The 16342-nt window shown below is 54.0% G+C and carries 17 protein-coding genes; 9 read left to right on the top strand and 8 right to left on the bottom strand.

Annotated features, from left to right (window positions below; genetic code table 11):
- Positions 1-248 precede the first annotated feature (248 nt).
- The 5 genes from cadB (at position 249) to ACGS9J_RS20055 (ending at position 7036) form a co-directional block, all read left to right on the top strand.
- Positions 249-1592, top strand: coding sequence for a cadaverine/lysine antiporter (gene cadB / locus ACGS9J_RS20075; RefSeq protein WP_442232543.1), 1344 nt, complete (start codon positions 249-251; stop codon positions 1590-1592).
- A gap of 88 nt (positions 1593-1680) precedes the next feature.
- Positions 1681-3822 (top strand): lysine decarboxylase CadA, encoded by a 2142-nt coding sequence (locus tag ACGS9J_RS20070; RefSeq protein WP_442232542.1) that lies wholly within the window; start codon positions 1681-1683, stop codon positions 3820-3822.
- A gap of 63 nt (positions 3823-3885) precedes the next feature.
- Positions 3886-5334, top strand: a complete 1449-nt coding sequence (gene dtpD / locus ACGS9J_RS20065) for a dipeptide permease DtpD (protein WP_442232541.1) — start codon at positions 3886-3888, stop codon at positions 5332-5334.
- A gap of 56 nt (positions 5335-5390) precedes the next feature.
- Complete coding sequence (gene tilS, locus ACGS9J_RS20060; RefSeq protein WP_442232540.1) at positions 5391-6701, top strand: tRNA lysidine(34) synthetase TilS; 1311 nt, start codon at positions 5391-5393, stop codon at positions 6699-6701.
- Positions 6702-6718: 17 nt separating this feature from the next.
- On the top strand, positions 6719-7036 hold the full coding sequence (locus ACGS9J_RS20055; protein ID WP_442232539.1) for a c-type cytochrome: 318 nt from the start codon (positions 6719-6721) through the stop codon (positions 7034-7036).
- A gap of 87 nt (positions 7037-7123) precedes the next feature.
- On the opposite strand, the gene rof is transcribed toward ACGS9J_RS20055, so the two are convergent.
- Both rof and ACGS9J_RS20045 read right to left on the bottom strand, forming a co-directional pair.
- Complete coding sequence (rof, locus tag ACGS9J_RS20050) at positions 7124-7381, bottom strand: Rho-binding antiterminator (protein WP_230090436.1); 258 nt, start codon at positions 7379-7381, stop codon at positions 7124-7126.
- Positions 7374-7574 carry a YaeP family protein gene (locus tag ACGS9J_RS20045; protein ID WP_041415645.1) on the bottom strand — a complete coding sequence of 67 codons (201 nt, stop codon included), beginning with the start codon at positions 7572-7574 and terminating at the stop codon, positions 7374-7376. Before ACGS9J_RS20045 ends, rof begins: the two co-directional genes overlap by 8 nt.
- Before the next feature lie 213 nt (positions 7575-7787).
- On the opposite strand from ACGS9J_RS20045, the gene ACGS9J_RS20040 reads away from it, so the two are divergent.
- Genes ACGS9J_RS20040 through nlpE form a run of 3 tightly spaced genes read left to right on the top strand, consistent with a single transcriptional unit; the run spans position 7788 to position 9466 of the window.
- Positions 7788-8336: a YaeQ family protein gene (locus tag ACGS9J_RS20040; RefSeq protein WP_442232538.1), complete on the top strand. Its 549-nt coding sequence runs from the start codon at positions 7788-7790 to the stop codon at positions 8334-8336.
- A 3-nt stretch (positions 8337-8339) separates the two neighbouring features.
- On the top strand, positions 8340-8753 hold the full coding sequence (gene arfB / locus ACGS9J_RS20035) for an alternative ribosome rescue aminoacyl-tRNA hydrolase ArfB (RefSeq protein ID WP_442232537.1): 414 nt from the start codon (positions 8340-8342) through the stop codon (positions 8751-8753).
- A gap of 29 nt (positions 8754-8782) precedes the next feature.
- The gene (gene nlpE / locus ACGS9J_RS20030; protein WP_442232536.1) at positions 8783-9466 is read left to right on the top strand and encodes an envelope stress response activation lipoprotein NlpE; all 684 of its coding nucleotides are present in this window, start codon (positions 8783-8785) and stop codon (positions 9464-9466) included.
- 51 nt (positions 9467-9517) lie between these two features.
- On the opposite strand, the gene proS is transcribed toward nlpE, so the two are convergent.
- From proS to metN, 6 genes are all read right to left on the bottom strand, one after another.
- Positions 9518-11236, bottom strand: coding sequence for a proline--tRNA ligase (proS, locus tag ACGS9J_RS20025; RefSeq protein WP_442232535.1), 1719 nt, complete (start codon positions 11234-11236; stop codon positions 9518-9520).
- A 120-nt stretch (positions 11237-11356) separates the two neighbouring features.
- Positions 11357-12064, bottom strand: coding sequence for a tRNA (N6-threonylcarbamoyladenosine(37)-N6)-methyltransferase TrmO (tsaA, locus tag ACGS9J_RS20020; RefSeq protein ID WP_442232534.1), 708 nt, complete (start codon positions 12062-12064; stop codon positions 11357-11359).
- Positions 12061-12465: an Rcs stress response system protein RcsF gene (gene rcsF, locus ACGS9J_RS20015; protein ID WP_085118874.1), complete on the bottom strand. Its 405-nt coding sequence runs from the start codon at positions 12463-12465 to the stop codon at positions 12061-12063. Before rcsF ends, tsaA begins: the two co-directional genes overlap by 4 nt.
- 266 nt (positions 12466-12731) lie before the next feature.
- Entirely contained in the window at positions 12732-13547 is an 816-nt protein-coding gene (locus ACGS9J_RS20010) for a MetQ/NlpA family lipoprotein (protein WP_020828332.1), read from the bottom strand.
- A 60-nt stretch (positions 13548-13607) separates the two neighbouring features.
- Positions 13608-14261 (bottom strand): methionine ABC transporter permease MetI, encoded by a 654-nt coding sequence (locus tag ACGS9J_RS20005; protein WP_442232533.1) that lies wholly within the window; start codon positions 14259-14261, stop codon positions 13608-13610.
- Positions 14254-15285: a methionine ABC transporter ATP-binding protein MetN gene (metN, locus tag ACGS9J_RS20000; protein ID WP_442232532.1), complete on the bottom strand. Its 1032-nt coding sequence runs from the start codon at positions 15283-15285 to the stop codon at positions 14254-14256. Before metN ends, ACGS9J_RS20005 begins: the two co-directional genes overlap by 8 nt.
- 187 nt (positions 15286-15472) lie before the next feature.
- Here metN and gmhB point away from each other — a divergent pair, with 187 nt between their 5' ends.
- Positions 15473-16036 (top strand): D-glycero-beta-D-manno-heptose 1,7-bisphosphate 7-phosphatase, encoded by a 564-nt coding sequence (gene gmhB, locus ACGS9J_RS19995; protein ID WP_442232531.1) that lies wholly within the window; start codon positions 15473-15475, stop codon positions 16034-16036.
- The last annotated feature ends 306 nt before the right edge of the window (positions 16037-16342 follow it).

Here is a 16342-nt window from a genome sequence, read left to right as displayed (position 1 = left end):
GATGAAAAATAACACACCCATCCAGCTGTTTTATAATGATATTGATCTTTTCTTGATGACGGGTTTAGCTCTTTACTTGTTAATGGAAAAGCTCAAGTTATCATTTGTATGATCATGACCGTAATATCACTTTATCTTTAGGACTTTACTGACGCCATTCATTAGCATCCTGACCATCAAGTCGGGTCATTAGCAAAATTGCATAACGACCTGGACTTATAAGAAATCAAAATCAGGAGAAACTGACCATGGCTTCATCCAAGAAAATAGGGCTTATTGCCTGCACCGGTGTCGTCGCCGGTAATATGATGGGGAGCGGCATTGCCTTATTACCCGCGAACCTGGCAAGTCTCGGATCCATCGCTATTTGGGGTTGGGTAATATCCATTATTGGCGCGATGTCGCTGGCTTATGTTTATGCCCGTCTGGCCACCAAAAATCCTCAGCAGGGTGGTCCTATTGCTTACGCGGGTGAAATTTCCCCGGCGTTCGGCTTCCAAACCGGCGTGCTTTATTACCATGCAAACTGGATCGGTAATCTGGCTATCGGCATTACCGCGGTTTCTTATCTTTCTACCTTCTTCCCTGCACTGAATAATCCGGTACCGGCGGGGATTGCCTGTATCGCTATTGTATGGGTGTTTACCTTTATTAACCTGCTCGGCGGTTCCTGGGTCAGTCGTTTGACTACCATGGGCCTGGTATTGGTGCTGATCCCGGTGATTGTCACTGCGACCGCGGGCTGGCATTGGTTCGACGCTGCCACCTATCACGCTAACTGGAACACTTCCGGGACTACGGACATTCATGCCGTGGTTAAAAGTATCCTGCTGTGCCTGTGGGCGTTTATCGGCGTAGAGTCTGCCGCTGTGAGCACCGGCATGGTGAAAAACCCGAAACGTACCGTACCACTGGCCACCATGCTGGGTACTGCACTGGCTGGCATCATCTATGTCGCGGCAACTCAGGTCATCAGCGGCATGTATCCGGCTGCTGAGATGGCGGCTTCCGGCGCACCGTTCGCCATCAGCGCCTCAACCATTATGGGCAATTGGGCTGCACCTATGGTCTCTGCCTTCACCGCCTTCGCCTGTCTGACATCCCTGGGTTCCTGGATGATGCTGGTAGGTCAAGCTGGGGTTCGTGCTGCCAACGACGGCAACTTCCCGAAAGTTTATGGCGAAATGGATAAAAACGGCATCCCTAAAAAAGGCCTGCTGCTGGCTAGTTGCAAAATGACCGCCCTGATGGTGCTGATTACCGCCATGAGCTCCGGCGGTGGCAAAGCTTCCGACCTGTTCGGCATGTTGACCGGTATCGCGGTGCTGCTGACCATGCTGCCTTACTTCTACTCTTGCGTAGACCTGATCCGCTTCGAAGGCGTCAATATCCGTAACCTGCTGAGCCTGATTGCCTCGGTGCTGGGTTGTGGCTTCTGCTTCATCGCACTGATGGGTGCCGACTCGTTCGAACTGTCCGGTACCTTCATCATCAGCCTGATCATCCTGATGTTCTACGCCCGCAAAATGAATACTCGTCAGACGGCCAAAGCCGTAGCCCTCGACAGCAACACGACGGCCAAAGCGCACTAAGCACGCACTGACCCACTTCTTAATTTAGCCCCTTGCAGTAATTGTCACTCGTGATGGCAAGGGGCTCGCTTTACCTGGAGAAATGATTATGAACGTTATTGCTATCATGAACCACATGGGTGTCTACTTTAAAGAAGAGCCTATCCGCGAACTGCACAAAGCATTGGAAAGCCTGGACTTCCGCGTCGTATATCCTAACGACCGCGAAGACCTGCTAAAGCTGATCGAGAATAATGCGCGCTTGTGCGGGGTGATTTTCGACTGGGATAAATACAACCTTGAGTTGTGTGAAGAAATCAGCCAGTTGAATGAATATATGCCTCTGTATGCATTTGCCAATACGCATTCAACCCTTGATGTCAGCCTGAACGATCTGCGCATGCAGGTACGTTTCTTTGAATATGCGCTGGGCGCGGCGACTGATATTGCCGCCAAAATCAAACAAAATACCGATGAATACATCGACACCATTCTGCCACCGCTGACCAAAGCGCTGTTCAAATACGTGCGTGAAGGTAAATACACCTTCTGTACCCCAGGCCACATGGGGGGCACCGCCTTCCAGAAAAGCCCGGTCGGCAGCCTGTTCTATGATTTCTTTGGCGCCAATGCCATGAAATCCGACATTTCGATTTCGGTTTCCGAGCTGGGTTCATTGCTGGATCACACCGGCCCGCACAAAGAAGCGGAAGAGTATATTGCCCGCGTATTCAACGCTGAACGCAGCTATATGGTGACTAACGGCACCTCTACCGCCAACAAAATTGTCGGTATGTACAGTGCGCCTGCCGGCAGCACCGTACTGATTGACCGTAACTGCCACAAATCGCTGACCCATCTGATGATGATGAGCGACATTACGCCGATCTATTTCCGCCCAACCCGTAATGCATACGGTATTCTCGGTGGTATCCCGCAGAGCGAATTCACTCGTGACACCATTGCCAAACGCGTTGAAGAAACACCAAACGCTACCTGGCCGGTGCATGCGGTAATCACCAACTCCACCTATGACGGCCTGCTGTACAACACCGATCATATTAAAAACACGCTGGATGTGAAATCCATCCACTTTGACTCCGCCTGGGTGCCTTACACCAATTTCCACCCGATTTATAAAGGCAAATGCGGCATGAGCGGCGGCCGTGTGGAAGGGAAGGTAATTTACGAAACCCAATCCACCCATAAACTGCTGGCGGCGTTCTCGCAGGCTTCGATGATCCACGTGAAAGGCGATATCAACGAAGAAACCTTCAACGAAGCCTACATGATGCAAACCACCACTTCACCGCACTACGGTATTGTGGCCTCGACCGAAACCGCAGCGGCGATGATGAAAGGCAACGCCGGTAAGCGTCTGATTAACGGTTCTATTGAACGTGCTATTAAGTTCCGTAAAGAAATCAAACAGCTGAATGTTGAGTCCGAAGGTTGGTTCTTTGACGTCTGGCAGCCAGAGCACATCGATCAGCCTGAATGCTGGCCACTGAAGCCTGACAACGCGTGGCACGGTTTCAAAGATATCGATAACGAACACATGTATCTCGACCCGATCAAAGTGACCATCCTGACCCCAGGGATGAGCAAAGAGGGTGAAATGCAGGAGTTCGGTATTCCAGCCAGCCTGGTAGCGAAATATCTGGACGAGCACGGTATCATCGTCGAGAAAACCGGCCCATATAACCTGTTGTTCCTGTTCAGTATCGGTATCGACAAAACCAAAGCTCTCAGCCTGCTGCGTGGCCTGACTGACTTTAAACGCTCGTTCGATCTGAACCTGCGGGTGAAAAACATGTTGCCGTCACTGTACAAAGAGGCGCCTGAGTTCTATGAAAACATGCGCATTCAGGACCTGGCACAGAACATTCACAACCTGGTTGTGGAGCACAACCTGCCGGATCTGATGTACCGCGCATTTGAAGTGCTGCCAAAGCTGGTCATGAACCCGTTCAAGGCGTTCCAGAAAGAACTGCACGGTGAAGTGGAAGAGGTTTATTTGGAAGACATGGTCGGCAAAGTGAATGCCAACATGATCCTGCCATATCCTCCAGGTGTTCCACTGGTTATGCCGGGTGAAATGCTCACCGAAGAAAGTCGTCCGGTGCTGGAGTTCCTGCAGATGCTGTGCGAAATCGGCGCGCATTATCCGGGCTTCGAAACTGATATCCACGGCGCTTACCGCCAGGCGGATGGACGTTACACCGTGAAGGTGTTGAAAAACGATAAATAACTGAAATAACAGGGAGGCGTTCGCGCCTCCCCTTTGTCGTTCACCGACTGATGGGAGAAACCCATGAAAACACCCTCACAGCCGCGCGCAATCTACTATGTCGTAGCCATACAAATTTGGGAATATTTCAGCTTTTACGGCATGCGTGCATTACTTATTCTCTATCTTACTCACCAACTTGGTTATTCCGACAGCCGCGCTATCAGCCTCTATAGCGCCTACGCCTCTCTGGTTTACGTCACGCCAATCCTTGGCGGCCTGCTGGCCGATCGCCTGCTGGGCAACCGCGTTGCGGTGATAGCCGGGGCCGTGTTAATGACGCTGGGCCACATTGTCCTCGGGTTAAGCGCCGTCTCTACGCATTCACTTTATCTGGCCCTGGCGATCATCATCTGCGGCTACGGTCTGTTTAAATCCAATATCAGCTGCCTGCTGGGCGAGTTGTACCAACCGCAAGACTCGCGCCGTGAAGGGGGCTTTTCACTGCTGTACGCGGCCGGCAATGTAGGGTCGATTCTGGCGCCTATCGCCTGCGGGCTGGCGGCAGAGCGTTATGGCTGGCACGTCGGCTTTGCGCTGGCGGGGATCGGCATGCTGGCCGGGCTGACTATCTTCCTGTTTGGCAGCCGCCATTTCAGCCATACGCGCGGCGTGGACCGTGCGCAGATGTGTGCCAACACGCTGAAGGTACCGAACTGGGTGTGGTTAAGCGCCATGTTGTTGCTGGCCCCCTTGTTCTTCACCTCACTGTTCATTTACGGCCTGGCGGGCCAATTACTGATGCTGGTGTGTGCCGCTGCGGTGGTGATGGTAGCGCGCATTATGATCCGGGCAACGACGGCGCAACGTCGCGGGCTGTGGCAAATAGTCATGCTGATGCTGTTGGGCACCTTATTCTGGGCCTTCGCGCAACAAGGCGGCAGTTCTATCAGCCTGTTTATCGATCACTATGTCGATCGCCAATGGTTTTCCTGGACGGTTCCTACGGCGTTGTTCCAGTCGGTGAACGCGTTTGCCGTGATGTTTGGCGGTGTGATGCTGGCCTGGTTGGTGCGGGGAAACGGCAGCGGTAGCCGTACGCTGCGCATCTGGGGGAAATTCGCCTTTGGCTTGCTGCTGATTGGCGTCGGTTTCACCCTGATGGCGCTTAATGCCCGTTACGGCCAGGGCTCGATGTTCCTGATGATCGCCGGGCTTTCCGTCATGGGGTTGGCCGAGTTGTTTATCGATCCGGTTGCCATGGCGCAAATCACCCGGCTGAATATTCCCGGCGCCACCGGGGTGCTGACGGGGATCTACATGCTGACCACCGGCTCGATAGCGAACTATCTGGCGGGTATTATCGCGGGCCAGACCGCAGACGACCCGGCCACGGGGGCGACGGCGCAGGCCTACGCGCACCTGTTTTCTCAAATCGGCTGGTGGGCGCTGGGGTGCACTGCGGCGGTGATCGCGGTATTGGCCATGTGGTGGTTGCTGGCCGGTCGTCATCTGCGTGTGGTTAATGCTTGATTGATGGTATGGCGGGGGTTAACGTGCAGCTATCTGGACGTCATTAAGCCTAATCAATGAATAGCAATCAATTATCTGCACAGCTTGCCCGCCAATTGGGTGCGCACCGGCATTTGCTGGTGGCATTCAGTGGCGGGCTGGATTCCAGCGTACTGTTGCACCTGCTGGTGCAGTTACGCCATCAGTGGCCGGATTTACAGTTACGTGCGGTGCACGTGCACCACGGCCTGAGCTCTTTTGCCGATCGGTGGGTGGAACACTGCCGCCAACAATGCGCCGCCTGGCAGTTGCCGCTGGTGGTGCAGCATGTGCAGGTTGATGGTCGACAGGACGGTATCGAAGCCGCAGCCCGCGCAGCCCGCTACTCTGCCTTTGCCGCTACGCTGACCGCCGATGAAACCTTGCTCACCGCGCAACACCTTGACGATCAATGTGAAACCTTTCTTTTGGCGTTAAAGCGCGGCAGCGGCCCGGCGGGCCTGTCGGCAATGGCTGCCCGGACATCGTTAGGTCACCACGGCTTGTTGCGCCCGTTGCTCGGTAGCTCACGCAAGCAGTTGGAGGCCTATGCGCAGCAGCATCAGCTCAGTTGGATTGAAGACGACAGCAATCAGGACCCGCGTTTTGATCGCAACTTTCTGCGTCTGCAGGTGTTGCCATTGCTGAATCAGCGCTGGCCGCATTTTGCCGCCGCGACGGCACGCAGTGCCAGCCTGTGCGCGGAGCAAGAGCAGCTTTTGGATGAGCTGTTGACGGAGCAGCTCCACGCGCTGCTCGATGAAGAAAATGCGTTGATGATCGACGGTTTGCTGGCGTGCTCGCCGGCCCGGCGTTTTGCTTTGTTGCGCCGGTGGATCGCGTTATTGGGGGCAAGCATGCCTTCCCGGGAACAGTTACAACGGTTATGGGACGAAGTAGCGCTCAGCCGGGACGATGCCGAACCTCAGCTACAGTTGGGGCAATATCAGTTCCGCCGCTTCCGTCGACGCTTATACCTGCTGCCGTTGATGGCCAGTCTGCGTCAAATCAGTCTGGACTGGGCACTGTCAGCGCCGCTGACGCTGCCGGATGGGCTGGGTGAATTGGTCAGTGGGGAAGGGGACATTTGCCTGTGTGCGCCGCAACCACAGCAAAAGGTGAGCGTCCGCTTTAGCGCTCAGGGCACACTCCGTATCTTGGGCCGCACGCATTCCCGGTCGATCAAAAAACTGTGGCAAGAGTTGGGTATTCCTCCCTGGCAGCGTGAGCGCACTCCGTTGATCTATTATGATGACCAGCTTATCGCTGCGCTGGGCGTTTTTGTCAGCGAGGCCGGTCAGACATCCGAGGGGCAGCAACCCCTGCGGCTGCATTGGCGTAAAAAATAATAAGAGAGTAAGGAGCGATGATGAAATTTGTGAGCGCAATAGCGGTGATGGTCGGCCTGTGCAGTCTGCCGGCCATGGCGGCGGGCGATGCGGCGGCGGGCAAGGATAAATCTGCCAGTTGCATGGCGTGTCACGGAGCAGAAGGGAAGGTTACGGTGCCGATGTACCCGAATCTGGCCGGGCAAAACGCGATGTACCTGGAACATGCATTGCAGGCGTATAAGAAAGGCGAGCGTAACGGCGGTCAGGCTGAAGTGATGAAAGCCTATGTTTCCGCGTTGTCCGATGATGATATTGCTGACCTGGCGGCTTATTATGCCAGTCTCAAACCTTAGGCCAGCCTCAAACCTTAGCCCAGCCTAAAGCCCTAAATGACGAGGGCAGCCGTTGGGCTGCCCTGTTGGGATGGCGTTACCGCTAAATCAGTCAGACAGGCTGACGACCACGGTACCGATTTCCGGATGACTGAAACTGAGGATGTGATCCAGACGCAAGCTGAGAGCATTGCCGGCCTGATCGATAATCAGGTACTCAACGCCCTTGGTAAACTTCAGCTCGGTGGCTTTGCCTTCGAGTTTATCTCCGTCGCGTAACTCCAGCTTCAGAATGTAGTTATGCTGACAGGCGAGTTCCAGGCTTTCATAGTCATCGCAATTGATGGATTGGTACTCATCATTCATCAACATAGTCGCTCACCAATAAGTTAGCGGCAGCAAAAGCCGCCTGTTCCCTAACGGAGGACGGTAGTGCGTTATCCGCAGCAACTTCGTCCAATGCCTTTAATACACATGCTAACGCATCAGGCACGTAGCCGCGATCACCACTGCCGATCTCGGCGTAAAAACGGCGTACTAACTCACAGTATTGTTGCACAGTTTCCTCCCTTAAGAACCTCTGCGTCATCGAAACCCTTTGGCGATGAGGCGCAGGCTCTCGGAGCTTGACGCTATCCTAGACGACTATAGCACAGCTATTCTGGAGTTATTAGCACCTCCGCGCGGCTTTCGCACCCTGCTTTGCCCGGCCGTGCTGGCAGCGGTTGGGCCAAATCAAGTACACTGTCGCCTGATAATTATGAGGTCACCCATGGCGCTGAAAGCTACCATTTATAAAGCCACGGTCAATATCGCTGATATGGATCGTCATTTCTACCACGACGCCACGCTAACCCTGGCCCAACACCCTTCTGAAACCGAACAGCGCATGATGCTGCGTCTGCTGGCCTGGATCTGCCATGCCGACGAGCGCCTGGTGTTTACCAAAGGCCTGAGTGCCGATGACGAGCCGGAAATCTGGCGGCGTAATGATCATAACGGGCTGGAAATGTGGATCGAAATGGGGCTGCCTGACGAGAAGCGCATCAAGAAAGCCTGCAATCAGTCGCCGCGAGTGGTGCTGTACGCCTACGGAGAACGCGCCGGCCATGTATGGTGGCAATCGATGCAGGGCAAAGTGGCAAACCACAAAAACCTAAGCATCCGTTTCCTGGATGATGAACAATTAAGCAAGTTGGCGGCGTTGGCCAGTCGCAATATGACGCTGCAGGCTACGCTGCAAGAGGGAACTATCTGGCTTTCTGACGCTCAGAATAGTCTGGAAATCCAGTTTGCCGAATGGCAACAGGCGCAGGTGTGACCGGTGCTGGAACTGTCTAGAAGCGTTGCCATACCGGATAACGAGCTGGAATTGACGGCGATCCGCGCGCAGGGAGCGGGCGGCCAACACGTGAACAAAGCCTCAACGGCTATCCATTTGCGCTTTGACATCCGGGCATCCAGCCTGCCAGAGTATTACAAGGAAAGACTGCTGGCCCTGAATAATCATTTAATTACCGCCGATGGGGTGGTGATTATTAAAGCGCAGGAATATCGCAGTCAGGAATTAAATCGCGAAGCGGCGTTGGCCAGATTGGTGGCGCTGATTCAGCAGGCGATGGTGGTGGAAAAAACGCGCAGAGCGACCAAGCCCACTAAAGGGGCTAAATTACGTCGGCTGGAAGGCAAGGTACGTAAAGGCGCCACTAAAGCGCTGCGCGGCAAAATCCGCACTTAAGGACACATGGACACAGTAGGAGAATAGCTGTGAAGAAAATAACAATAGCTCTGTTTTTAGCAGCAGGGGCACTCTCATTATTGGGATGTAATAACCAGTATCAACCGAAAGAACAGCCCCTCCAGGCGATGCAGCAAAGTTATCAGGGCGTGTTGCCTTGTGCAGACTGCGGTGGCCTGGATACTGCGCTGTTCCTGGATGAAGACGGCACTTTCGTGCTGCAAGAAACCTATCGCGGTACCAAAGACGGTGACCAGACTTTCGCCGACTACGGCAAGTGGGCGCGAACTGCCGATAAGCTGGTGCTGACCGACAGCCATGGCGGTAAGCGCTATTTCCGACCGGCAGGCAAAAGCCTGGAAATGCTGGATCAAAGCGGTGCGGTTATCGAGTCCAAATTGAATTATCGTCTGGATCCGGTAGAGAAAGCCTTGCCTAAAACGCCGATGGCGCTGAAAGGCAGCTACACCTACATGGCGGATGCGGCAGTGTTTAAAGACTGCGCTACCGGCAAGACGTTCCCGGTAGACAATACTATCGCGTTGGAACAAGGCTATGCCAAAGCGTACAAAACGCCGGGTGAGCCGGTATTCCTGACGTTGAATGGCCATTTCAGTGTCCAACCGTCGATGGAAGAGGGGCTGACCGAAAAGGCGCTGGTGCCGGACGGTAAACTCGTTTTCGACCGCAGCAAAAATTGCGACAGCAAATAACAACTATAAAAAAACCCGCCTCGGCGGGTTTTTTCTTTCTGTCACTGCGGATCAGCGTTTGATCTGCCCCAGCAGGAAATCAACGATTTCGCCGGTTTTAATCATTCGCTTCTCGCCGACACGGCGGTTTTTGTACTCAATCTCTTCGCTGTCGAGGTTACGGTCGCCGATCACGATAGAGTGCGGTACGCCAATCAGTTCCATATCAGCGAACATCACGCCCGGACGCTCTTTACGGTCATCGAGGATCACGTCGATGCCATGCGAACGCAGGGTGTTGTACAGTTCTTCCGCCAGCGCCTGCACGCGGAAAGATTTGTGCATGTTCATTGGCAGAATGGCAACCTGGAACGGCGCGATAGCGTCTGGCCAGATGATGCCGCGATCGTCATGGTTCTGCTCGATAGCCGCCGCCACCACGCGGGTGACCCCAATACCGTAGCACCCCATGGTCAGGATCTGGTTACGGCCGTCTTCACCCTGAACGGTAGCTTTCATCGCTTCAGAGTATTTGGTGCCGAGCTGGAAGATATGACCCACTTCGATACCGCGTTTAATCAGCAAGGTACCTTTACCGTCCGGACTGGCATCGCCATCCACCACGTTACGGATATCGGCGATCTGCGGCAGCGGTAAATCACGCTCCCAGTTGATGCCGAAGTAGTGTTTGCCGTCAATGTTGGCACCGGCGCCAAAATCGCTCATCGCCGCTACGCTGCGGTCGGCTACGACCGGAACCTGCAGATTGACCGGGCCGAGTGAGCCAGGGCCTGCGCCGACGATGGCACGGATCTCTTCTTCGGTGGAGAAAGTCAGCGGAACGGCAACCTGCGGCAGCTTCTCGGCTTTGACTTCGTTCAGTTCGTGATCGCCACGCACCAACAGGGCAACCAGCTTGTGGCCGCTTTCTTCTTTGGCGTGCACCAGCAGCGTTTTGACCGTTTTCTCGACCGGCAGTTGGAATTGCTCTACCAGTTCGGCGATGGTTTTGGCGTGCGGCGTATCCACAATGCGCAGTTCTTCGCTGGCTGCGGCACGTGGCTGAGCCGGAGCAACCGCTTCTGCCAGTTCGATATTGGCCGCAAAGTCGGACTCGGTGGAAAACACGATATCGTCTTCACCGCTGTCGGCCAGCACCTGGAACTCGTGTGAGGCGCTGCCGCCGATTGAGCCGGTATCGGCATGCACCGGGCGGAAGTCCAGGCCCATGCGGCTGAAGATCTTGCTGTAGGCTTCATACATCGCATCGTAAGTCGCCTGCAGAGATTCCTGCGAGGTGTGGAACGAGTAAGCGTCCTTCATTAGGAATTCACGCGAGCGCATCACGCCGAAACGCGGGCGCACTTCATCGCGGAACTTGGTCTGAATCTGGAAGAAGTTCAGCGGCAGCTGCTTGTAAGAGCTGATCTCGTTGCGGATCAGGTCGGTGATCACCTCTTCGTGCGTTGGACCCAGCACGAATGGACGATCGCCACGATCGACAAAGCGCAGCAGTTCAGGACCATACTGCTCCCAACGGCCGCTTTCTTGCCACAGATCGGCAGGCTGTACCACCGGCATGCAAACTTCGATCGCGTTAGCATTGTTCATTTCTTCGCGAACGATGTTTTCAACCTTTTTCAAAACGCGCAGGCCAGTCGGCAACCAGGTATAAAGGCCGGAGGCAAGCTTGCGAATCATCCCGGCGCGCAGCATCAGCTGGTGGCTGATCACTTCGGCATCGGCAGGTGTCTCCTTCAGAGTGGAGAGCAAATATTGGCTAGTACGCATGGTGTTTTGGTTCCGTTAGAACTGCAAATTGCATCGGGCAGCCACAGTGGCGGCCAAAATTGACAAAAGTGGTTTAGTTTACCAGTGCAAGCGGGTTGTCAAAAGAGAGACGGTGTAATTTTAACGCAGGTCGAGAGACAGCACCTCGGTTTGCTGATCCACTACCCGCCAGCGCACGTTGAAATCCAACAGCCAGACGGCATAATCCCGTTCCGCCTGTTGCCCCTTGCGGTAAGCCGGCCGCGGATCCTGAGCCAGTACCTGAGTGATAAAACGGCGTAGCTGCGGATAACGCTGTTGATGTTGCTGCAACTGGTGTTCCGCCTCGGGAGCAAAGCGGACCGGCATATCGCCGGTCGGCGCTGCCTGAGCAAACCCGGCGCGTGCCTGTGGCTGGCTTTCGGCAAACGGCAGATAGGGTTTGATATCCACCACCGGTGTGCCGTCAACCAGATCCAGGCTGCCTAACTCCAGCACCACTTCGCTGCCCTGAGTACGTACGCCTTTTAATTCGATCAGCGACATGCCGAGCGGATTGGGGCGAAAGGTCGAACGAGTCGCGAATACTCCCATCCGGGCATTACCGCCGAGGCGAGGGGGCCGAACGGTAGGCCGCCAGCCGCCGTCCAGGGTTTGATGGAAAATGAACATCACCCACAGATGGCTGAAATCGCTGAGGCCGCGTACCGCTTCCGGCTGGTTATAAGGTGGCAGCAACAACAACTCGCCGCCACCGTCTTCGACTAACCCCGGCTGGCGGGGTACGGCGAACTTTTCTTTATACGGTGAGCGGATAGTGCCGATCTGATTGAAGACAAACTCGGTCATTTGGACGAAACGTTAAGCGCTGAACCTTGGCAAATGGCCTGTTGGTAACAGCCGGCCACGCCGCTGACAATTTGGCAGTCATGCAACAGCACGGCATTAGCCTTCATGTAAGACGCGCGGATTTGCATGCGTTTACGGGCGGTAGCCAGGTTTGGCGGCGAATCCTGTACCGTCGTCTGGCAAGACTCGCCGGAGACTTCACCCAGATCACGGAAGGGTTTACCGACTAATTCTTCTGCACTTTTATACAGTTTTACCGGTGCCGGACGTGCGGCAGGCGTGGTTTTTGTCGGTGTGGTGGTGACAGGTTTGCTGGTGCTGTTTGTTGAAGGGGGCGCGAAACGCTGCGACGAACACCCTGCCAGCGCGAGCGCTAACAAACAGAGAGGTAAAGCACGCATTGAGATTCCTCTGCCTTGATGGAATAGGTAAGTGGCGCTATTGAAGCAATCTATGGTGGAAATAACAAGACGGGCCGGAGCCCGTCCAGAGATAAGACAAACACCCGAAAAACGTGGTTTTCGAGTGTTTGGGGTAATTCGGAAGTTCTAATTCTTTGTTTTCATTAGGACTAAATCATTACTTTTAGCCGCAAAGAACTATATCAACTGTCTCGACGGGCCGGAGCCCGTCTTGCAATTATAGGAATAAATTCGGTAATTAATGATTACCAGCCTTTAACGGCACCGCCGTTAAAGATTTTGTTGGCCGCTTCGTTCACTTCGTCAGACTGGTAAGCCTGAACGAATTTCTTCACGTTTTCCGCGTCTTTGTTATCTTCGCGGGCAACCAGCAGGTTAACGTACGGTGAGTCTTTATCTTCAACGAACAGGCCGTCTTTCGCTGGCGTCAGGCCAATCTGGCTGGCGTAAGTGGTGTTGATCACCGCCAGAGCGATTTGCTGATCGTCCAGTGAGCGTGGCAGTTGGGGGGCTTCCAGCTCAACCAGTTTCAGGTTTTTCGGGTTTTCAGTCACGTCCAACACGGTAGGCAGCAGGCCAACACCGTCTTTCAGTTTAATCAGATTAACCTTCTGCAGCAGCAGCAGGGAGCGGCCCAGATTGGTTGGATCGTTAGGCAGAGCAACCTGAGAACCGTCTTTCAGCTCATCCAGAGATTTGATCTTCTTGGAGTAACCGGCAATCGGGTAAACGAAGGTGTTGCCGACCGGCACCAGCTTGTAACCGCGATCCTTGATTTGCTGATCCAGATACGGTTTGTGCTGGAAGGCATTCAGATCGATGTCGCCTTTGCTCAGCGCTTCGTTTGGCAGCACGTAGTCATTGAAGGTCACCAGTTCGACGTCCAGACCGTATTTCTCTTTCGCCACTTTCTGCGCGATTTCAGCAACCTGCTGCTCAGCACCGACAATGACGCCGATTTTGATATGGTTCGGATCTTTTTCTTCCTGACCGCAGCCTGCCAGAGCCAGAGTACCGATCAGTGCGCCGATTGCCGCGATGGATTTAAATTTTAACGACATATCCCTTCCTCATTAGACTCGCATTTGAAATACGCTGTGTGAGCGCAGTTGCTGTGAAAATTATTTATGGGTGACGGCTTTGACGATCCGGTCACCAAAGAACTGAATCAGATAGACCAGCACCACCAGTAATACTAATACGGTATTCATTACTGTGGCGTTATAACCGATATAACCGTACTGATAGCCGATCTGCCCCAGGCCGCCGGCGCCGACTGCGCCACCCATGGCGGAGTAACCCACCAAAGTGATCAAGGTAATGGTGGCGGCGTTGACCAGGCCCGGCAGGGCTTCCGGCAGCAGCACCTTTTTGATGATTTGCATCGGGGTTGCGCCCATTGCGCGGGCCGCCTCCACCAGGCCGGAAGGGATCTCCAGCAGGGCGTTTTCTACCATGCGGGCAATAAACGGCGCTGCACCTACGGTCAGCGGAACGATAGCCGCCTGCAGACCGATAGAGGTGCCGACGATCATCCGGGTAAATGGAATCATCCATACCAGCAGGATAATGAACGGAATGGAACGGAAAATGTTCACCAACCCAGACAGCGTTCTATATAGCGTATTGTTGGCGGCGATTTGCCCCGGGCGAGTCACATACAACAGCACGCCAACCGGCAAGCCAAGTACGAAACCGAAGAAGCCGGAGACAAAGGTCATCATGACGGTTTCCCACACGCCACGTGCCATTAACCACATCATTGCCTCAGACATAACCCAGAACCTCTACTTTTACCTGATTTTCCTGCAGGAACTTAATTGTTGCCAGCGCGTCTTCATCGCTGCCGTGCAGCTCTGCCAGCATCACGCCGAATTTGACGCCACCGGCGTAATCCATCTGAGCACTGATGATGTTGTTGTTAACGTTGAAGCGACGGGCGGCTTCCGACAGCAACGGTGCATCAACGGACTGACCGGTGAATTCCAAACGCAACAGTGGCTGACGACTACCGCTGCGTTCCGGCGCCAGACGCTTGGCATAGTCATCCGGGATATCCAGATGCAGTGTGGATTGAATGAATTGTTGAGCCAGTGGTGTTTTCGGGTGAGAGAACACTTCGCTGACGCTGTCTTTTTCAATCAACTGGCCCTGGCTGATGACCGCAACCTGATCGCAGATGCGTTTCACCACATCCATCTCATGGGTGATCAGCAAGATGGTCAGGCCGAGACGACGGTTAATGTCTTTCAGCAGTTCCAGAATGGAACGGGTAGTGGCCGGATCCAGCGCGCTGGTGGCTTCGTCACACAACAGGACTTTAGGTTGGCTTGCCAGCGCACGGGCAATCGCCACGCGTTGCTTCTGGCCGCCTGACAGGTTGGCCGGGTAGGCGTCATGCTTGTCTGACAGCCCGACCAGCTCCAACAATTCAGTTACGCGTTTTTTGATTTCAGCCCGCGGGGTGTTGTCCAGCTCCAGCGGCAACGAAACGTTGCCAAATACCGTACGGGACGACAGCAGATTGAAGTGTTGGAAAATCATGCCGATTTGGCGGCGTGCGCGCGTCAGTTCACTTTCAGACAGCGAGGTCAGATCCTGGCCATCGACCAGCACCTGGCCGGAAGTTGGGCGCTCAAGCATGTTGGCGCAGCGGATCAGTGTACTTTTACCGGCGCCTGATGCCCCGATAACGCCATAAATTTGTCCGGCAGGGACGTGAAGAGTCACGTCAGAGAGCGCGTTAATCGTGCGCGAACCCTGCTGGAACACTTTGGTGATGTTAGAAAGTTTAATCATATTCTTCTTATTTTAGCGTGGTTGCCCGTGGCTAGATAAAAGTAAACCTTGGCGTGGACCAAGGTATAAGTCAGATGTTAAGGCGTCTAGACGTCTAAGTCAACGATCAACGCTGTTCTCTGCCGTTCTCAGCAGCGGGTAAAACATGCGATACTGTCCGCGTTTTCAGGCCCTCAGGAGCAAACCGGTGACACAAAGCGTTCCAGCAATTTTCCTCGATCGTGATGGCACGATTAATGTTGACCATGGCTACGTCCATGAGATCGATAATTTCCACTTTATAGAGGGCGTGATTGACGCCTGCCGCGAACTGAAAAAGATGGGCTTTGCTCTGGTATTGGTGACCAACCAATCCGGCATCGCACGTGGCAAGTTCAGCGAAGATCAATTTATGTACCTGACCGAGTGGATGGACTGGTCGCTGGCCGATCGCGATGTTGACCTGGACGGCATCTATTTCTGTCCGCACCATCCTGATGCAGTAATAGAAGAGTTCCGTCAGGTGTGCGACTGCCGTAAACCTCAACCGGGCATGTTGTTGCAGGCGCAGCAGGAATTAAACATCGATATGGCTGCTTCTTATATGGTTGGTGACAAACCGGAAGACATGCAGGCAGCAATAGCGGCAGGCGTTGGCACTAAAGTGCTGGTGCGTACCGGCAAACCGGTTACTGAACAAGGTGAGAAACTGGCGGATTGGGTGTTAAACAGCCTGGCAGACCTACCGGAAGCCATCAAAAAGCGGGTTTAGTAGACGTTATGCATGAATAGTGAGCGGTCAGATAAAAAGTGAATATAAACCCTTGTCATTCTGAACCAGCTCCCTATAATGCGCCTCCATCGACACGGAACATGTGAACAACTTCACAGAGTCTCCGGGGTTCGAAGAGAAAAAATCCTGAAATTTAGGGGTTGACTCTGAAAGAGGAAAGCGTATTATACGCCACCTCGAGATAGCAAGCTGCGGCGGCTAACTCACTGCTCTTTAACAATTTATCAGACAATCTGTGTGGGCACTCCACAAGACGATATCCAGAACCTTCGGGTTCGAAAAAAT

It is taken from the genome of Serratia quinivorans, from assembly GCF_052113645.1.
GTDB classification, from domain to species: domain Bacteria; phylum Pseudomonadota; class Gammaproteobacteria; order Enterobacterales; family Enterobacteriaceae; genus Serratia; species Serratia quinivorans_B.
This window is presented reverse-complemented; position numbering and strand designations above follow the sequence as displayed.

Coding starts and splice junctions, on each gene's coding strand:
- cadB (WP_442232543.1), top strand. CDS start 249: ATGGCTTCATCCAAGAAAATAGGGCTTATTGCCTGCACCGGTGTCGTC.
- ACGS9J_RS20005 (WP_442232533.1), bottom strand. CDS start 14,261: ATGTCTGAGGCAATGATGTGGTTAATGGCACGTGGCGTGTGGGAAACC.
- ACGS9J_RS20040 (WP_442232538.1), top strand. CDS start 7,788: ATGGCGCTGAAAGCTACCATTTATAAAGCCACGGTCAATATCGCTGAT.
- ACGS9J_RS20010 (WP_020828332.1), bottom strand. CDS start 13,547: ATGTCGTTAAAATTTAAATCCATCGCGGCAATCGGCGCACTGATCGGT.
- metN (WP_442232532.1), bottom strand. CDS start 15,285: ATGATTAAACTTTCTAACATCACCAAAGTGTTCCAGCAGGGTTCGCGC.
- rof (WP_230090436.1), bottom strand. CDS start 7,381: ATGAATGATGAGTACCAATCCATCAATTGCGATGACTATGAAAGCCTG.
- proS (WP_442232535.1), bottom strand. CDS start 11,236: ATGCGTACTAGCCAATATTTGCTCTCCACTCTGAAGGAGACACCTGCC.
- dtpD (WP_442232541.1), top strand. CDS start 3,886: ATGAAAACACCCTCACAGCCGCGCGCAATCTACTATGTCGTAGCCATA.
- ACGS9J_RS20070 (WP_442232542.1), top strand. CDS start 1,681: ATGAACGTTATTGCTATCATGAACCACATGGGTGTCTACTTTAAAGAA.
- ACGS9J_RS20055 (WP_442232539.1), top strand. CDS start 6,719: ATGATGAAATTTGTGAGCGCAATAGCGGTGATGGTCGGCCTGTGCAGT.
- rcsF (WP_085118874.1), bottom strand. CDS start 12,465: ATGCGTGCTTTACCTCTCTGTTTGTTAGCGCTCGCGCTGGCAGGGTGT.
- tsaA (WP_442232534.1), bottom strand. CDS start 12,064: ATGACCGAGTTTGTCTTCAATCAGATCGGCACTATCCGCTCACCGTAT.
- tilS (WP_442232540.1), top strand. CDS start 5,391: ATGAATAGCAATCAATTATCTGCACAGCTTGCCCGCCAATTGGGTGCG.